The sequence below is a fragment of the Streptomyces clavifer genome (assembly GCF_036345975.1).
Classification (GTDB): Bacteria; Actinomycetota; Actinomycetes; order Streptomycetales; family Streptomycetaceae; genus Streptomyces; species Streptomyces clavifer.
On the sequence record NZ_CP107793.1, the window covers coordinates 3506325 to 3522462 of the forward strand.

Here is a 16138-nt window from a genome sequence, read left to right on the forward strand (position 1 = left end):
TGATGAGCTATGCCCCGGGACACAACGGACACCCTGGGAATGGGAGATGTCGTGAGCAACGAAAGCCTGGCCAATCTGCTCAAGGAGGAGCGGCGGTTCGTACCGCCTGCCGATCTGGCCGCGAACGCCAACGTGACGGTGGAGGCGTACGAGCAGGCCGATGCGGACCGGCTGGGCTTCTGGGCCGAGCAGGCCCGTCGCCTGACCTGGGCCACGGAGCCGACCGAGACGCTCGACTGGAGCAATCCGCCCTTCGCGAAGTGGTTCGCGGACGGCGAGCTGAACGTCGCGTACAACTGTGTGGACCGCCATGTAGAGGCGGGCAACGGCGGCCGGGTCGCCATCCACTTCGAGGGCGAGCCCGGCGACAGCCGTGCGATCACCTACGCGGAGCTGAAGGACGAGGTCTCCCGCGCGGCCAACGCGCTCACTGAGCTGGGTGTCGGCAAGGGCGACCGCGTCGCCGTGTACCTGCCGATGATCCCGGAAGCCGCCGTGGCGATGCTGGCCTGCGCCCGTATCGGCGCAGCGCATTCGGTGGTCTTCGGCGGCTTCTCCGCGGACGCCATCGCCGCACGCATCCAGGACGCCGACGCCAAGGTCGTCATCACGGCCGACGGCGGCTACCGCCGCGGCAAGCCCTCCGCGCTCAAGCCCGCGGTGGACGACGCAGTCTCCCGCATCGACAGCGTCGAGCACGTCCTCGTGGTCCGGCGCACGGGTCAGGACACCGCATGGTACGAGGGCCGGGACGTCTGGTGGCACGAGATCACCGGCCGCCAGTCCGCCGAGCACACGCCCGAGGCGTTCGACGCGGAGCATCCGCTGTTCATCCTGTACACCTCGGGAACCACGGGTAAGCCGAAGGGGATCCTGCACACCTCGGGCGGGTATCTCACGCAGGCGGCGTACACGCACCATGCGGTCTTCGACCTGAAGCCCGAGACGGACGTGTACTGGTGCACGGCCGACATCGGCTGGGTGACCGGGCATTCGTACATCGTCTACGGGCCGCTGGCCAACGGTGCGACGCAGGTGATGTACGAGGGCACGCCCGACACCCCGCACCAGGGGCGCTTCTGGGAGATCGTGCAGAAGTACGGGGTCACGATCCTCTACACGGCCCCGACCGCGATCCGCACGTTCATGAAGTGGGGAGACGACATCCCCGCCAAGTTCGACCTGTCGTCGCTGCGCGTCCTCGGATCGGTCGGTGAGCCGATCAACCCCGAGGCATGGATGTGGTACCGCAAGCACATCGGCGCCGACGCCTGCCCGGTCGTGGACACCTGGTGGCAGACCGAGACCGGCGCCATGATGATCTCGCCGCTTCCCGGAGTCACCGCTACCAAGCCCGGTTCGGCGCAGCGTGCCCTGCCCGGCATCTCCGCCACCGTGGTCGACGACGAGGCCAACGAGGTACCGAACGGCGGGGGTGGCTACCTCGTCCTCACCGAACCGTGGCCGTCGATGCTCCGCACCATCTGGGGCGACGACCAGCGCTTCATCGACACCTACTGGTCCCGCTTCGAAGGCAAGTACTTCGCCGGCGACGGTGCCAAGAAGGACGAGGACGGCGACATCTGGCTGCTCGGCCGGGTCGACGACGTCATGCTCGTCTCCGGCCACAACATCTCCACCACCGAAGTCGAATCGGCCCTCGTCTCGCACCCGGCGGTCGCCGAGGCGGCCGTGGTCGGCGCCAACGACGAGACGACCGGTCAGGCCATCGTCGCCTTCGTGATCCTGCGCGGCACGGCCACCGCATCCGACGAACTGGTCGTCGAACTCCGCAACCACGTCGGCACCACGCTCGGGCCGATCGCCAAACCCAAGCGCGTCCTACCGGTGGCCGAACTGCCGAAGACCCGGTCCGGCAAGATCATGCGCCGCCTCCTGCGCGACGTAGCCGAGAACCGTGAGCTGGGCGATGTCACCACTCTCACGGACTCGGACAGCGTGCGGCGCATCGCTGACAGCCTGAAGCCCGCTGACCCGGAATAGGAAGCCGTAGGAACCGAAGCCCCCGCCCTGTGCGGGGGCTTCGTTCATTCGGGTGCCCGCTGTCCGCGATGCCGCGGCGGAACCGCTCCCCCGGGGCCTCGGCCGGAGCCGGCCGATCAGCACCGTGCCGACGGCCAACTGCGCACGAGGCGGCTGACGTGGACGTCAGCAGATCCGGATGCGGTACCCGGCACGGGGCGCGTTCCGTTCACCGAATGGACAAGCAGTGTGCTCGGCGAGGAGCTCTGGCGTCGGTGCGCGGCGTGGCCACCCCGGGACGGCGTGAAAGATCGGCGGAGACGGCCCCTCACGAACGACGGCGCCTCACGAACGAGGACTGCTCACCCGCACGGACGCGTCCGCCCCGGCCGAAACGCTGCCGAGCAGCACGCTGATCGGCGAGACCGGCAACAGTTGACGTTCGCGATCGAACCACCGGGTGCCCCGTACAGCGTGGTACCGATGCGCACCGGTGCACCGTGCGGGGTCCTGCTGCAGAGCCATCGCGCTCGAGGACTCGGGGACGGATCCGGCGGCACGGGGGTGACCGTCAACGGCAAGCACGACTGTTCCTGCCACGAGCGCACCGTCGGCGGGGAGCAGGAGCACCACCCCCTCCGCCTGGCCGCCGAGGTGGGGCTGAATCGTAGGGTCGTCAAAGTCCCGGACGACCTCAAAGCCGGGGACGACCCGGCCACCGGAAGTTGTCCAATCCTGACGACACGGACGCCTCGGGTGTCGGGCTGCGCCGGGAACGTCCCGGGCCGCGCCTCGGACCGCTCATCCGGACGGGGGCCCGGCCGGAGCGCAACCCGGTGGGACGACGTACTGTCCGGCCGAGCGGCCGACGAGGTGTTGAGCGGCCCCTGGCAGGTGCGCCGCCGCCCCCTCGTCGTTCGGTCCGGCTCGGCTTCTTCTTCGTACGGCTCCGCAGGCGCGGTGAGTCCGGATGCCGTTCGGTCCCCTGGGCACGATGCTGGTCTGCAACCGGCTCGACCTGCGACGGATCCCGAAGCCGGGCGCGCATCCGGGACCCGTTCCCGGGCGCCCCGGGTAGAGTGATGGCCGTTCGCCGCACATCACTGCGGTGGCGACAACTTCACAACGAGAACTCCACAGGGGCGCCGGGAAGTCTGGTCGGCACGTGTATCTGCCATGCCGTCGCAGCCGTACCCGACCCGGAGGTCCCCCTCGTGGCCGCGCCCGTCCCCCCTCCCTCCTCCCGCCGTACCCTGTTCGGCCGGTTGTCCCTGCCCGAGCGCAACTACGTCGCCGAGGCGCTGCGCACCGAGACGGTCGGCGGCATCATCCTGCTGGTCGCGGCCGTCGCCGCACTGATCTGGGCGAACACCTTCGGCTCCGCCTACGCGGCCGTCAGCCGTTTCCACTTCGGTCCCGAGGCCCTGGGGCTCGATCTCTCCGTGGCCCACTGGGCTGCCGACGGACTGCTCGCGGTCTTCTTCTTCGTCGCGGGTGTCGAGCTCAAGCGCGAACTGGTCGCTGGAGAACTGCGCGACCCCAGGGCGGCGGCCCTGCCCGTCGCCGCCGCACTCTGCGGGATGGCCGTCCCCGCCGTCGTCTACGCCCTCACCGCCGCACTCGGCGGAGGTTCCACCGCAGGCTGGGCCGTTCCCACCGCCACCGACATCGCGTTCGCCCTCGCCGTCCTCGCGGTGATCGGTACGTCTCTGCCGGCGGCACTGCGGGCCTTCCTCCTCACGCTCGCCGTGGTCGACGACCTCTTCGCCATCCTGATCATCGCGGTGTTCTTCACCGCGAGCATCGACTTCCTGGCACTCGGCGGGGCCTTCGCCTGCCTGGTGGTCTTCTGGGTGCTGCTTCGTACAGGAGTCCGAGGCTGGTACATCTACGTTCCGCTCGCCCTGGTCATCTGGGGCCTGATGTACAACAGCGGGGTCCATGCCACGATCGCCGGCGTCGCCATGGGCCTCATGCTCCGCTGCACCCGGCGCGAGGGCGAGGCGCACTCCCCCGGCGAGCACATCGAGCATCTGGTGCGTCCGCTGTCGGCCGGCCTCGCGGTGCCGCTGTTCGCGCTCTTCTCGGCCGGTGTCACCCTCAAGGGCGACGCCCTGGCGGGGGTATTCACCCGGCCTGAAACGCTCGGTGTGGTTCTCGGTCTGGTCGTCGGCAAGACGGTCGGGATCTTCGGTGGCACCTGGCTCGTCACCCGCTTCACCAAGGCCGAGCTGAACAAGGATCTGGCCTGGGCCGATGTCTTCGCGGTAGCCGCCCTGGCCGGGATCGGATTCACCGTCTCGCTGCTCATCGGGGAGCTCGCCTTCGCGGGCGACGAAGACATGATCAACGAGGTCAAGGCCGCGGTCCTGATCGGATCCCTGATTGCCGCCGTACTCTCCGGTGTACTGCTCAGACTCCGGGTACGCACATACAGAGCGCTGTACGAGGCGGAGGAGCGCGACGAGGACGAATCAGGGGTGCCGGACGTCTACGAGCAGGACGACCCGCAGTACCACCTGCGCATGGCCGCGATCCACGAGAAGAAGGCTGCCGAGCATCGCCGCCTTGCCGACCTGGCGGGGGCAGCGCGCAGTAAGCCGGACAGTCCGGCATGATCTGACATCGGATGTACGGAAGAGGAGAGGGAGTCAGGGATGAGCGACCCCGGCAACTACGCGGGCAGCACCGACCGTAGTATCGGCCAGCTGTTCGCCTCGGCGACGGCCGAGATGTCCGCGCTGGTGCACGACGAGATCGCACTGGCCAAGGCCGAGGTGCGCCAGGACGTCAAGCGCGGGGTGATCGGCAGTGTGGCGTTCATCGTCGCGGGTGTGCTGATCCTGTTCTCGCTGCCCGTGCTGAGCTTCGCGGCCGCCTACTGGATTCACTCGTCGGGGCTCGGGCTCGCCTGGTGCTTCGGCATCGTGGGCCTGGCGTTCATCCTGCTGGCCGTCGTGCTCGCCCTGATCGCCATCGCCAAGTTCAAGAAGGTCAAGCCGCCGGAGAAGTCCATCGCTTCGGCCAAGCAGTCCGCGGCAGTACTGCAGGGCGTCAAGCCGCACCCCCGCCCGGCCGTCGTCGCAGGTGCGGTCGGCAGGGCCCCGGGCAGCACGCTCGCGGACAAGGCCATCGAGAACCGTCCGGTCCAGGACAAGGCGGTCTCTGTGGCACGCTCATCCACATGACCGACCCCGATGTGAACGCGCCCGGCCCGAATGGACCGCCGGGACCGGCTTCCGGTTCCGGCAGCCCCGTCCGTCTGGACGGCCCCTGGACCCACCGTGACGTGGCGGCCAACGGTGCGCGCTTCCACATCGCCGAGATGGGTGACGGGCCGCTCGTGCTGCTGCTGCACGGATTCCCCCAGTTCTGGTGGACCTGGCGCCACCAGCTCACCGCTCTGGCCGACGCGGGCTTCCGCGCCGTCGCGATGGACCTGCGCGGGGTGGGCGGTAGCGACCGCACACCCCGCGGTTACGACCCGGCCAACCTGGCGCTCGACGTCACCGGCGTGATCCGCTCGCTCGGCGAGCCGGACGCGGCGCTGGTCGGTCATGACATGGGCGGCTATCTCGCCTGGACCGCCGCGGTCATGCGGCCGAAGCTGGTGCGACGGCTCGTGGTGTCCTCGATGCCGCATCCGCGTCGCTGGCGGTCCTCGATGCTCTCCGATCCGGCACAGTCCCGGGCCGGCTCGCACATCTGGGGATTCCAGCGCCCCTGGGTGCCGGAGCGTCAGCTCGTGGCGGACGACGCCGCGTTGGTCGGCAGGCTGATCCGGGACTGGTCCGGGCCGCGCACGCCGGACTTCCCCGACGACGAGACGGTGGACGTCTACCGGCGTGCGATGTGCATCCCGTCGACGGCCCACTGCGCGGTCGAGCCGTACCGCTGGATGGTGCGCTCCCTGGCTCGTCCGGACGGCATCCAGTTCAACCGCCGGATGAAGCGCCCGGTGCGCGTCCCTACGCTGCACCTGCACGGATCGCTCGACCCGGCTGTCCGGACCCGCAGCTCCGCGGGGTCGGGCGAGTACGTCGAGGCACCGTACAGATGGCGACTTTTCGACGGTCTGGGGCACTTTCCCCACGAGGAGGATCCGGATGGGTTCTCGGCCGAACTCATCAGCTGGCTCAAGGATCCCGAGCCCGATCGCTAGCCGATGGGCACAGGTGTACGTCGAACAGCCAATTGCCTGCCGCATAAGCCAATTGGCTGACTCGCGCGCGATTACCGACCTTGGGTCACGGGCAGACGTCGGGGTATGGGCTGGACGCGCGACTTCAACGACGCAGCACGCAACCACCGCTCGACCGCTCCTGCCGGTCAGAGCACTCACAAGGGGGACGGCTCCGTGAGCCGGGTGCACGAGGTGAGTGATTCCGAGGGCCTCCGGCTGGGCATTCCGCGCATCCTCCACCGTCGAGCCCGCTGGGTCTCGGCGCGGCTGCGCCATCCCCGCGGATGATGCACGGGGCATAGCCCGTCACGCCACGCACGAGCTCCCGGCCGCTCAGGGCCTCGGGCCGTAGGCGGCCCACCCGCCACGACACGGCCCGGGAGCCGAGCGGCTCGACGCCCGCACGTCCCGGTACGGAGTGGAAGCAGCCGGGTGGCTGCGGCAGGACGCCGGACCACAGCACCAGGACCTTGTCGGGAGACACCCGGCTCCCTGCTCCGGCGTCTCCCGGACTCTCCGGTCCGGCCGCGTCCGGGGTCTGGTCCGGCCGAGTCCGGGGTCCGGTCCGGCCGCGTCCGAAGGAAGGCCTAGAGCGCGCAGCCCTGGCTGTCGACCTGCTGGACCGCGGTCCTGCCGAGCTCGATGTCCTGACGGATCTCATCAGCCGTCAGCGCGTACCCCGTTTCCGGGTCGTCGAGCGACTTCGCGAAGACCACCCCGTACACCTTGCCGTCCGAAGTGAGCAGCGGGCCGCCGGAGTTGCCCTGGCGGACCGTCGCGTACAGCGAGTACACATCGCGCTGTACGGTGCCCCGGTGGTAGATGTCGGGGCCGTTGGCGTCGATGCGGCCGCGGATGCGTGCGGAGCGCACGTCATAGGCGCCGTTCTCCGGGAAGCCGGCGACGATCGCGTCGTCACTGCTCTCCGCATCGGTGTCGGTGAAGCGCAGGGGCTTCGCGTCGAGGTCCGGGACGTCGAGTACGGCGATGTCCCGCTCCCAGTCGTAGAGGACGACTGTCGCGTCGTACAGCCGGCCTTCGCCGCCGATCTGGACGGTCGGCTCGTCGACGCCGCCGACCACATGGGCGTTGGTCATCACTCGGCGGTCCGAGAAGACGAAGCCGGTACCTTCGAGTACCTTCCCGCAGCCCGGTGCCATGCCGACCACCTTGACGATGGACTTCTTGGCGCGAGCGGCGACGGGGCTGCCCGCCAGGGCCGGATCAGGCGCCTTGACCTCGGGGATGGGCTCGTTGGCGAACGGACTGAAGACCTGTGGGAAGCCGTTCTGGGCGAGGACCGAGGAGAAGTCCGTGAACCAGTTGGAGGCCTGAGCGGGCATCACCCTGGAGACCCCGAGCAGCACGGAGGAACTGCGGACCTCCTTGCCCAGCGTGGGCAGAGTCGTGCCCGCGAGTGCGGACCCGATCAGCCAGGCGACCAGCAGCATGGCCACCACGTTGACCAGGGAGCCGCCGGTGGCGTCCAGGGCACGTGCCGGCGACCAGGTGATGTATCTGCGCAGTTTGTTGCCGAGGTGGGTGGTGAAGGCCTGGCCCACGGAGGCGCAGACGATCACGATGATGACCGCGACGATGGCAGCCGTGGAGGAGACCTCCGACCCGTCGGTCAACCGGTCCCAGATCACCGGCAGCAGGTAGACGGCAACGAGGCCGCCCCCCAGGAAGCCGATCACGGACAGAATCCCGACGACGAAACCCTGGCGGTAGCCGATGATCGCGAACCACACGGCACCGACCAGCAGCAGGATGTCCAGCACGTTCACCGTCTATAGCCTCGCAGATTCGTCACCTGGCCCGTCCGGTTCGACGGGGTCCGGGCCAGACCCGGAACAGCGCAGCACGGGAGTCAGCCTGTCATGCGCGCCAGTCGAGCGGCACCTGCTTGGCCCGGTCCCAGGGGCGTTCCCACCCCGCGTAGTACACGATCCTGTCGATCACACCCGCCGTGAAGCCCCAGACCAGTGCGGATTCGACCAGAAATGCCGGGCCTTGGTGACCGCTCGGATGGATGGCGGTCGCGCGGTTGCCCGGTTCCGTGAGATCCGCCACGGGGACGGTGAAGACCCTGGCGGTCTCGGCCGGATCGACCACTCCCACCGGACTGGGCTCACGCCACCAGCCGAGGACGGGCGTGACGACGAAGCTGCTGACCGGAATGTAGAGCCGGGGCAGCACGCCGAAGATCTGGACGCCGCGCGGATCGAGACCGGTCTCCTCCTCCGCCTCCCGGAGCGCGGCCCTGAGCGGTCCGGTGGTGGCGGGGTCGCCGTCCTCGGGGTCGAGGGAGCCGCCGGGGAAGGAGGGCTGACCGGCATGGGAGCGCAGGGAACTGGACCGCTCCATCAGGAGCAGTTCGGGCCCGCGCTCCCCCTCACCGAAGAGGACCAGCACCGCGGACTGCCGTCCGGCGCCGCTCTCGGGCGGCAGGAACCGGCTGAGCTGCTGGGCCCGGACACTTCGTGCCGCCCGGGCGACGGGGTCGAGCCAGCCGGGCAGCCCGTCGGTGGTGACGGTGATCCCGCTGTCGTGGGGCGTGCTCGTCCCGGTGGCGGCCGCGTCCCGCGCGGCCCGTGTGCTCTGTGCGTGCGTCATGGGCACCCCCGTCGTTCCAACGCCTGCCGTCGGCGATTTCGTTCCGCGCGGCCCCGTACACCACCCCGGCGGGTGGTGTCGTTCACCCGGCTCCCAGGGGTGGGGCGGGACTGCCCGGGTAGTTCGGTGGCGGACTGAGCCGCTGACCCGGATAGCCGCCCATCTCGTACTTCAGGAGCTTCCTGGCCTTCTCGGGGTCCGTCTCGCCCTCGCCGTACGACGGGCAGAGCGGGGCGATCGGGCAGGCACCGCAGGCCGGCTTCCGGGAGTGGCAGATGCGGCGGCCGTGGAATACGACCCGGTGCGAGAGCATCGTCCACTCGCTCTTCGGGAAGATCGCGGCGACGTCCGCCTCGACCTTCTCCGGATCCTCCTGCTCGGTCCACTTCCAGCGGCGGACCAGTCGGCCGAAGTGGGTGTCCACAGTGATGCCGGGCACGCCGAAGGCGTTGCCCAGGACGACGTTGGCCGTCTTGCGGCCGACGCCGGGCAGTGTCACGAGATCGGCGAGGCGGCCGGGGACCTCTCCTCCGAAATTGTCCCGGAGGGATGCCGACAACCCGATCAGGGAGCGTGACTTGGCCCGGAAGAACCCGGTCGGCCGGATGATCTCCTCCAGCTCCTCGGGGACGGCGGCGGCCATGTCCTCGGGGGTCGGATAGGCGGCGAAGAGCGCGGGGGTGGTCTGGTTGACCCTCAGGTCGGTGGTCTGGGCGGACAGCACGGTGGCGACGAGGAGCTCGAACGGGTTGCGGAAGTCCAGCTCAGGGTGGGCGTACGGGTAGACCTCGGCGAGCTCGCGGTTGATCCGGCGGGCGCGGCGGACCATCGCGAGGTGCGACTCCGGCTTCGCGGTCTTCTTCCCGGTCCCGGTCTTCTTCGCGGCCCCCGTCGCGGCCTTCTCTGCGGTCCCGCTACCGGCTCCCGTCGCCCTGTCCGCGGCCCCGGCTCCCGTCGTCTTCTTCCCGGTCCCGGTCTTCTTCGCGGTCCTTTTCGCCGGCTTCCCGACGGGGTGCTCCACAGCCTCTTCCGCCGCCTTCTTCGCGACCTTCTTCACCGGCCGGGCCCGAGACGCGCCGGCCGGGCGTCCCGCGCCCTCCGACCGGGCCCCGCCGGCTCCCTGCGCGGTCGGCCCGGCCGGCTGGTCCGCCCCCTCCGCAGGTCGTTCTGTCGCATTTCTCCGACCTTGCGCAGACTGTTCGCCCACAGCGGAATTCCTGTCTTCCGACACCCCATCAGCCCCCTCTGCCTGCGCTCTCACCGGCGTTCCGGACACCCGGCCAGCCTAGAGCCAGGGGCTGACATCCGCCCCGGTCACCGCGCATCCACGCCCAATCGGCCCCCTGCCGTAGGGTCCGGCACGCCCGTGCGTCAAACTGGTTTGTGATTGATCGCACTGTTTTACCGTCCGGCATCATGGGGACCAGGCTTCCCTGAACAGGCCGACAAGGAGAGAACTCGTGGACGACGTTCTGCGGCGCGCCCCGCTTTTCGCGGCGCTCGATGATGAGCAGGCCGCGGAGCTCCGCGCCTCGATGAGTGAGGTGACCCTCGCACGCGGTGACGCGCTGTTCCACGAGGGCGACCCGGGCGACCGCCTGTACGTGGTCACCGAGGGCAAGGTGAAGCTCCACCGCACCTCCCCCGACGGCAGGGAGAACATGCTGGCCGTGCTCGGCCCCGGAGAGCTCATCGGTGAGCTGTCGCTCTTCGACCCGGGTCCGCGCACCGCGACCGCTTCGGCGCTCACCGAGGTCAAGCTGCTCGGCCTCGGTCACGGCGACCTCCAGCCCTGGCTGAACGCCCGCCCCGAGGTGGCCACCGCACTGCTGCGGGCCGTCGCCCGCAGGCTGCGCAAGACCAACGACCAGATGTCCGACCTGGTCTTCTCCGATGTGCCGGGCCGTGTCGCCCGCGCGCTCCTCGACCTTTCGCGCCGCTTCGGCGTCCAGTCGGAGGAGGGGATCCACGTCGTGCACGACCTGACCCAGGAAGAGCTGGCCCAGCTGGTCGGCGCTTCCCGCGAGACGGTCAACAAGGCCCTTGCGGACTTCGCGGGCCGCGGCTGGCTGCGGCTCGAGGCACGGGCCGTGATCCTGCTGGACGTGGAGCGGCTGGCGAAGCGGTCCCGCTGACCTCCTGGCCCGTGCCCCCGTCGAAAGGGCCCCACCGTGCGGTGGGGCCCTTCGCGTGTCCGGGACGGCGTCGCGGGCGGTACGTCTCAGATCAAGCCGTGCTCGGTGAGGTACTCCAACTGTGCCCGCACCGACAGCTCCGCCGCCGGCCACAGGGAGCGGTCCACATCCGCGTACACCGTCGCCACGACCTCGGCGGGCGTCCGGTGCCCGGCCTCCACGGCCGTCTCGACCTGGGCGAGGCGGTGTGCCCGGTGGGCGAGGTAGAACTCGACGGCACCCTGGGCGTCCTCCAGCACCGGTCCGTGCCCGGGAAGCACCGTGTGCACCCCGTCGTCGACGGTCAGCGAGCGCAGCCGCCGCAGTGTGGCCAGGTAGTCGCCGAGCCGCCCGTCCGGGTGTGCGACGAGCGTCGTACCGCGTCCGAGGATGGTGTCGCCCGTCAGGACGGCCCGGTCGGCCGGCAGGTGGAAGGAGAGCGAGTCCGCGGTGTGCCCCGGAGTGGGGACCACCCGGAGTTCGAGCCCTCCGGTGGTGATCACGTCCCCCGCCGACAGCCCCTCGTCCCCGAGGCGCAGGGCCGCGTCCAGGGCACGGACCTTCGTGCGCGTGAGCTCGGCGAAACGTACCGCGCCCTCCGCGTGGTCGGGGTGGCCGTGGGTGAGCAGGGTGAGGCCGACGCGCCGCCCGGCCCTCTCCGCGGTGTCGATGACGGCCCGCAGGTGCAGCTCGTCGAGCGGTCCCGGGTCGATCACGACCGCGAGATCGGAGTCGGGCTCCGCGACGATCCAGGTGTTCGTGCCGTCCAGAGTCATCGCCGACGCGTTGGGCGCGAGGACGTTGACCGTACGGGTGGTGGCGGGGCCGGAGAGGACGCCGCCGCGGGGCTGTCCCGGCAGTGCTGCAGCGTCACTCATACGGTGCCGCCTTCCGTCCCGCTGCTGCCGTCGTCCGCGGTGGCGGGGGCGGGGCCGGGGGCGGCCGTGGGCGTGAAGGCGGCGGGGGCGGAGGGGACGTGCTTCGTGAACTCGTCGTGCCCCGGCCAGCTCAGCACCAGCTCTTCCCCCTCCATGCGGGCCTCTGCCAGTACGGGAGCGAGGTCCTGGGAATCCGCCCCCTCCAGCGCCTCGGCGGCCGTCCCGTACGGGCTCAGCGCCCGCAGCGTGGTCACGGTGGGCGGCATCATCAGCAGTTCGCCCCGGTCGTATCGGTCCGTGGCGTCGACGGGCCGGATCCAGACGGTCCGGTCGGCCTCGGTCGATGCGTTCCGGGTGCGCTGCCCCTCCGGGAGTGCGGCGACGAAGAACCAGGTGTCGTACCGGCGCGGTTCGAACGCCGGGGTGATCCAGCGGGCCCATGCGCCCAGCAGGTCGGAGCGCAGCACGAGTCCCCGGCGGTCGAGGAAGCCGGCGAAGGACAGCTCGCGTGCGACGAGTGCCTCGCGGTCGGCCTCCCAGCCGGCGCCCGTGGTGTCGCTCACGACCGTGCCCGGGGTGGGCCCGGCCAGCAGGACGCCCGCTTCCTCGTAGGTCTCGCGGACCGCCGCACAGATGATCGCCTGTGCCTCGGTGACCGTGTCGACTCCCAGCCGTTCCGCCCAGGTCTCCAGGGAGGGCCCGGCCCATTCCACGAGGTGGTCGTCGTCGCGCGGGTCGACGCCGCCACCCGGATAGGCGTACGCACCCCCGGCAAAGGCCATGGAGGTGCGCCGGCGCAGCATGTGGACGGCGGGCCCCGGGCCCTCGGCCCCGGACGGCTCGTCCCGCAGCAGCATCACCGTGGCCGCCCGCCTGGGGGTCACGGCTGCCAGCTCGCCGCTGGCGAGGGCCCGGATCCGGGCGGGCCATTCCGGTGGGTACCACTGACCGTTGGACATGGCGGGAGGCTATCCGGAACCGCGCCGATGTTCGAGGGCCGCAGGTCCCTGTCTGTGCCCCGTACACGCGTGATCCCGCCCGGCCACGAGGGCGGGGCGGGATCGGCGGAATCAGCGGGATCAGGCCTCGACGAGCTCGACCTGGACCTCGATCTCCACCGGTGCGTCCAGGGGCAGAACGGCGACGCCCACGGCGCTGCGCGCGTGCACGCCCTTGTCGCCCAGGACCGCGCCCAGCAGCTCGCTCGCACCGTTGACCACACCGGGCTGCCCGGTGAAGTCGGAGGCCGAGGCGACGAAGCCCACGACCTTCACGACGCGGGCGATCCGGTCCAGGTCACCGGCGACCGACTTCACGGCGGCCAGGGCGTTCAGCGCACACGTCTTCGCCAGTTCCTTGGCCTCGTCCGCCGTCACCTCGGCGCCGACCTTGCCGGTCACCGCGAGCTTGCCGTCCACCATCGGCAGCTGGCCAGAGGTGTACACGTACACCCCGGACCGCACGGCCGGCTGGTACGAGGCCAGCGGCGGGACGACACCCGGGAGCGTCAGGCCGAGCTCGGCGAGCTTCGCCTCGACGGCGCCCGCCACTACGGCTTCTCCCTCTTCAGGTAGGCCACGAGCTGCTCGGGGTTGTTCGGGCCGGGAACGACCTGGACGAGCTCCCAGCCGTCCTCGCCCCAGGTGTCCAGAATCTGCTTGGTCGCGTGCACGAGAAGGGGCACGGTCGCGTATTCCCACTTGGTCATGAGCCGACTGTAATGCCTGGCACATGCGGCCTCGTGCGTAGCCTGCCTGCCGACTGGTTAGGCTCGAAGACGTGAGCAGGTTCCAGGTCGTCAGCGGCAAGGGCGGTACCGGTAAGACCACGGTCGCCGCCGCACTCGCGCTCGCCCTCGCGACCGAGGGCAGGCGCACTCTCCTCGTCGAGGTCGAGGGCAGACAGGGCATCGCCCAGCTCTTCGAGTCCGAGGCCCTCCCCTACGAGGAACGCAGGATCGCCGTGGCGCCGGGCGGCGGGGAGGTCCACGCGCTGGCGATCGACGCCGAGCGGGCGCTGCTGGACTACCTCCAGATGTTCTACAAGCTGGGCAGTGCCGGCCGGGCACTGAAGAAGCTCGGCGCGATCGACTTCGCCACCACCATCGCCCCCGGCGTCCGGGACGTCCTGCTGACCGGCAAGGCCTGCGAGGCCGTCCGCCGCAAGGACAAGCAGGGCAGGTTCGTCTACGACCACGTGATCATGGACGCCCCGCCCACCGGCCGCATCACCCGCTTCCTCAACGTGAACGACGAGGTGGCGGGCCTGGCCCGGATCGGCCCGATACACAATCAGGCGCAGGCCGTGATGCGGGTCCTGAAGTCACCCGAGACGGCGGTCCACCTGGTGACGCTCCTGGAGGAGATGCCGGTCCAGGAGACCGCGGACGGCGTCGCGGAGCTGCGGGCCGCGGAACTGCCCGTGGGGCGCGTCGTCGTGAACATGGTGCGGCCGCACCTGTTGGACGAGGACGCGCTGCGCACGGCGTCCGGGGGGCGCCGCAGGGAGATCGCCAAGGCGCTGACCCGGTCGGGCGTGACGGGCTCCGCCGCGCTCGTACGGCCTCTTGTCGAGCAGGCCGCCGAGCACGCCCAGCGCGTGGGCCTGGAGCGGGAGCAGCGTGCGGTGCTGGCCGGGCTCGGACTGCCCACCGTCGAGCTGCCGCTGATGGGCGAGGGCGTGAGCCTGTCCGCCCTGTACGACCTGGCGGCGGAGTTCCGCAAACAGGGTGTGGGCGACGACACGGTGGACGCGGCGGGGCAGGGGTCCGCAGGGGGCGCGCCGCGCTCCGGGCCCGGCCCGGGGCGCGGATCCGGACGAGGGGTGGGGGCATGACGCTGAACACGGACATCGCACCGGGGCTTGACACGGACGCGCTGCTGGACGACCCGGGGATCCGGATCGTCGTGTGCTGCGGATCGGGCGGTGTCGGCAAGACCACGACCGCCGCGGCACTCGGTGTACGGGCGGCCGAGCGCGGCCGCAAGGTCGTCGTCCTCACCATCGACCCGGCCCGCCGGCTCGCCCAGTCCATGGGGATCGACCAGCTCGACAACATCCCGCGCCGGGTCGACGACATCGGCGGTGACGGCGAACTGCACGCGATGATGCTCGACATGAAGCGCACCTTCGACGAGACCGTCGAGGCGCACACGGACGCCGAGCGGGCACGCGCGATCCTGGAGAACCCCTTCTACCAGTCCCTGTCGGCCGGTTTCGCGGGCACGCAGGAGTACATGGCGATGGAGAAGCTCGGACAGCTGAGGGCGCGCGACGAGTGGGACCTGATCATCGTCGACACGCCTCCGTCCCGCTCCGCACTGGACTTCCTGGACGCGCCGAAACGTCTCGGCTCGTTCCTCGACGGGAAATTCATCCGGCTGCTGATCGCCCCGGCGAAGATCGGCGGGCGGGCCGGGATGAAGTTCCTCAATGTCGGCATGTCGATGATGACGGGCACACTCGGCAAGCTGCTCGGCGGGCAGTTCCTCCGTGACGTACAGACGTTCGTCACGGCGATGGACTCGATGTTCGGCGGATTCCGTACCCGGGCCGATGCCACGTACAAGCTGCTCCAAGCCCCTGGCACCGCGTTCCTCGTGGTCGCGACGCCTGAGCGGGACGCGCTGCGCGAGGCCGCGTACTTCGTGGAACGGCTGGCAGCGGAGAAGATGCCGCTCGCCGGGCTGGTCCTCAACCGGGTGCACGGCAGCGAGGCCGCACGGCTCTCCGCGGAGCGGGCGCTGGCCGCCGCAGAAAATCTTGAAGACGTCGGCATTGTGGATCAGACGACCGGGAAGGCTGGCCTTTGTGACGCGTCGGACCCGACGGCCGTCACCTCTCCCGAAGCCTCCGAGTCACCGCTCTCCCCCGAGCACGGCGACGAGCCGACGCCGCACGGATCCACGCCCGAGCCGCATGACCGGAAGTCGCCTGCCCCCGAACAGCACGACGCCGAGCCGCATGACCGAAAGTCGCCTGACCCGTCCGGACCACCCACGCACGCCGAACAGGACACCAGGGCCGTCCCCGCGACCGATGTGTCCGTCGATCAGCTGACCGCCGGTCTGCTGAGACTGCACGCCGAGCGGATGCAGGTCGTCGCGCGCGAGCAGCACACCCGCGACCGCTTCACCTCGCTCCACCCCGAGGTCCCGGTGACCGAGGTGGCCGCGCTCCCCGGTGATGTGCACGACCTCTCAGGCCTTCGGGCCATCGGGGAACGGCTCGCGACCGGTTCCGCCCCGGCCTGAGCTGCGCAGGTCCGACGTCGGGCCCCCTCACGGGGCTCGCCCCGCGCAGGC

At 70.4% G+C, this 16138-nt stretch carries 15 protein-coding genes; 8 read left to right on the forward strand and 7 right to left on the reverse strand.

The genetic code is table 11. The annotated features are described in order from the left end of the window. Positions 1-9: 9 nt before the first annotated feature. The 5 genes from acs to OG927_RS15100 all read left to right on the forward strand — a co-directional run bounded on the left by acs (position 10) and on the right by OG927_RS15100 (position 6454). Positions 10-2004: an acetate--CoA ligase gene (acs, locus tag OG927_RS15080; RefSeq protein ID WP_330320298.1), complete on the forward strand. Its 1995-nt coding sequence runs from the start codon at positions 10-12 to the stop codon at positions 2002-2004. A gap of 1193 nt (positions 2005-3197) precedes the next feature. Then, positions 3198-4601: a Na+/H+ antiporter NhaA gene (gene nhaA, locus OG927_RS15085; protein ID WP_330320299.1), complete on the forward strand. Its 1404-nt coding sequence runs from the start codon at positions 3198-3200 to the stop codon at positions 4599-4601. A 39-nt stretch (positions 4602-4640) separates the two neighbouring features. After that, complete coding sequence (locus OG927_RS15090; RefSeq protein WP_056793378.1) at positions 4641-5171, forward strand: phage holin family protein; 531 nt, start codon at positions 4641-4643, stop codon at positions 5169-5171. Beyond that, the gene (locus OG927_RS15095) at positions 5168-6145 is read left to right on the forward strand and encodes an alpha/beta fold hydrolase (RefSeq protein WP_056793377.1); all 978 of its coding nucleotides are present in this window, start codon (positions 5168-5170) and stop codon (positions 6143-6145) included. Before OG927_RS15090 ends, OG927_RS15095 begins: the two co-directional genes overlap by 4 nt. A gap of 105 nt (positions 6146-6250) precedes the next feature. Further along, on the forward strand, positions 6251-6454 hold the full coding sequence (locus OG927_RS15100; protein WP_124281971.1) for a hypothetical protein: 204 nt from the start codon (positions 6251-6253) through the stop codon (positions 6452-6454). Positions 6455-6753: 299 nt separating this feature from the next. Here OG927_RS15100 and OG927_RS15105 read toward each other — a convergent pair whose 3' ends face one another. The 3 genes from OG927_RS15105 to nth all read right to left on the reverse strand — a co-directional run bounded on the left by OG927_RS15105 (position 6754) and on the right by nth (position 9839). Beyond that, entirely contained in the window at positions 6754-7953 is a 1200-nt protein-coding gene (locus OG927_RS15105; protein ID WP_056793375.1) for a MarP family serine protease, read from the reverse strand. A gap of 91 nt (positions 7954-8044) precedes the next feature. After that, complete coding sequence (locus tag OG927_RS15110; RefSeq protein ID WP_330320300.1) at positions 8045-8782, reverse strand: NUDIX hydrolase; 738 nt, start codon at positions 8780-8782, stop codon at positions 8045-8047. A gap of 82 nt (positions 8783-8864) precedes the next feature. Further along, positions 8865-9839, reverse strand: a complete 975-nt coding sequence (gene nth / locus OG927_RS15115; RefSeq protein ID WP_330320301.1) for an endonuclease III — start codon at positions 9837-9839, stop codon at positions 8865-8867. 403 nt (positions 9840-10242) lie between these two features. Between nth and OG927_RS15120 the strand changes: the two genes are divergently transcribed. Next, positions 10243-10917, forward strand: coding sequence for a Crp/Fnr family transcriptional regulator (locus tag OG927_RS15120; protein ID WP_031090867.1), 675 nt, complete (start codon positions 10243-10245; stop codon positions 10915-10917). A gap of 86 nt (positions 10918-11003) precedes the next feature. On the opposite strand, the gene OG927_RS15125 is transcribed toward OG927_RS15120, so the two are convergent. The 4 genes from OG927_RS15125 to OG927_RS15140 form a co-directional block, all read right to left on the reverse strand. Next, the gene (locus tag OG927_RS15125; RefSeq protein WP_056793369.1) at positions 11004-11834 is read right to left on the reverse strand and encodes an MBL fold metallo-hydrolase; all 831 of its coding nucleotides are present in this window, start codon (positions 11832-11834) and stop codon (positions 11004-11006) included. Next, the gene (locus OG927_RS15130) at positions 11831-12793 is read right to left on the reverse strand and encodes an NUDIX hydrolase (protein WP_330320302.1); all 963 of its coding nucleotides are present in this window, start codon (positions 12791-12793) and stop codon (positions 11831-11833) included. The genes OG927_RS15125 and OG927_RS15130 overlap by 4 nt, the downstream gene beginning before the upstream one ends. 120 nt (positions 12794-12913) lie before the next feature. Then, positions 12914-13384: a RidA family protein gene (locus OG927_RS15135; RefSeq protein WP_056793365.1), complete on the reverse strand. Its 471-nt coding sequence runs from the start codon at positions 13382-13384 to the stop codon at positions 12914-12916. Further along, positions 13384-13542 carry a DUF4177 domain-containing protein gene (locus tag OG927_RS15140; protein ID WP_019992579.1) on the reverse strand — a complete coding sequence of 53 codons (159 nt, stop codon included), beginning with the start codon at positions 13540-13542 and terminating at the stop codon, positions 13384-13386. The genes OG927_RS15135 and OG927_RS15140 overlap by 1 nt, the downstream gene beginning before the upstream one ends. A gap of 71 nt (positions 13543-13613) precedes the next feature. On the opposite strand from OG927_RS15140, the gene OG927_RS15145 reads away from it, so the two are divergent. Together OG927_RS15145 and OG927_RS15150 are read left to right on the forward strand one after the other, a co-directional pair. Beyond that, the gene (locus OG927_RS15145; protein WP_209470228.1) at positions 13614-14669 is read left to right on the forward strand and encodes an ArsA family ATPase; all 1056 of its coding nucleotides are present in this window, start codon (positions 13614-13616) and stop codon (positions 14667-14669) included. Then, positions 14666-16087 carry an ArsA family ATPase gene (locus OG927_RS15150; protein WP_209470227.1) on the forward strand — a complete coding sequence of 474 codons (1422 nt, stop codon included), beginning with the start codon at positions 14666-14668 and terminating at the stop codon, positions 16085-16087. The genes OG927_RS15145 and OG927_RS15150 overlap by 4 nt, the downstream gene beginning before the upstream one ends. The last annotated feature ends 51 nt before the right edge of the window (positions 16088-16138 follow it).

Coding starts and splice junctions, on each gene's coding strand:
- acs (WP_330320298.1), top strand. CDS start 10: ATGCCCCGGGACACAACGGACACCCTGGGAATGGGAGATGTCGTGAGC.
- OG927_RS15090 (WP_056793378.1), top strand. CDS start 4,641: ATGAGCGACCCCGGCAACTACGCGGGCAGCACCGACCGTAGTATCGGC.
- OG927_RS15095 (WP_056793377.1), top strand. CDS start 5,168: ATGACCGACCCCGATGTGAACGCGCCCGGCCCGAATGGACCGCCGGGA.
- OG927_RS15100 (WP_124281971.1), top strand. CDS start 6,251: ATGGGCTGGACGCGCGACTTCAACGACGCAGCACGCAACCACCGCTCG.
- OG927_RS15110 (WP_330320300.1), bottom strand. CDS start 8,782: ATGACGCACGCACAGAGCACACGGGCCGCGCGGGACGCGGCCGCCACC.
- OG927_RS15125 (WP_056793369.1), bottom strand. CDS start 11,834: ATGAGTGACGCTGCAGCACTGCCGGGACAGCCCCGCGGCGGCGTCCTC.
- OG927_RS15130 (WP_330320302.1), bottom strand. CDS start 12,793: ATGTCCAACGGTCAGTGGTACCCACCGGAATGGCCCGCCCGGATCCGG.
- OG927_RS15140 (WP_019992579.1), bottom strand. CDS start 13,542: ATGACCAAGTGGGAATACGCGACCGTGCCCCTTCTCGTGCACGCGACC.
- OG927_RS15150 (WP_209470227.1), top strand. CDS start 14,666: ATGACGCTGAACACGGACATCGCACCGGGGCTTGACACGGACGCGCTG.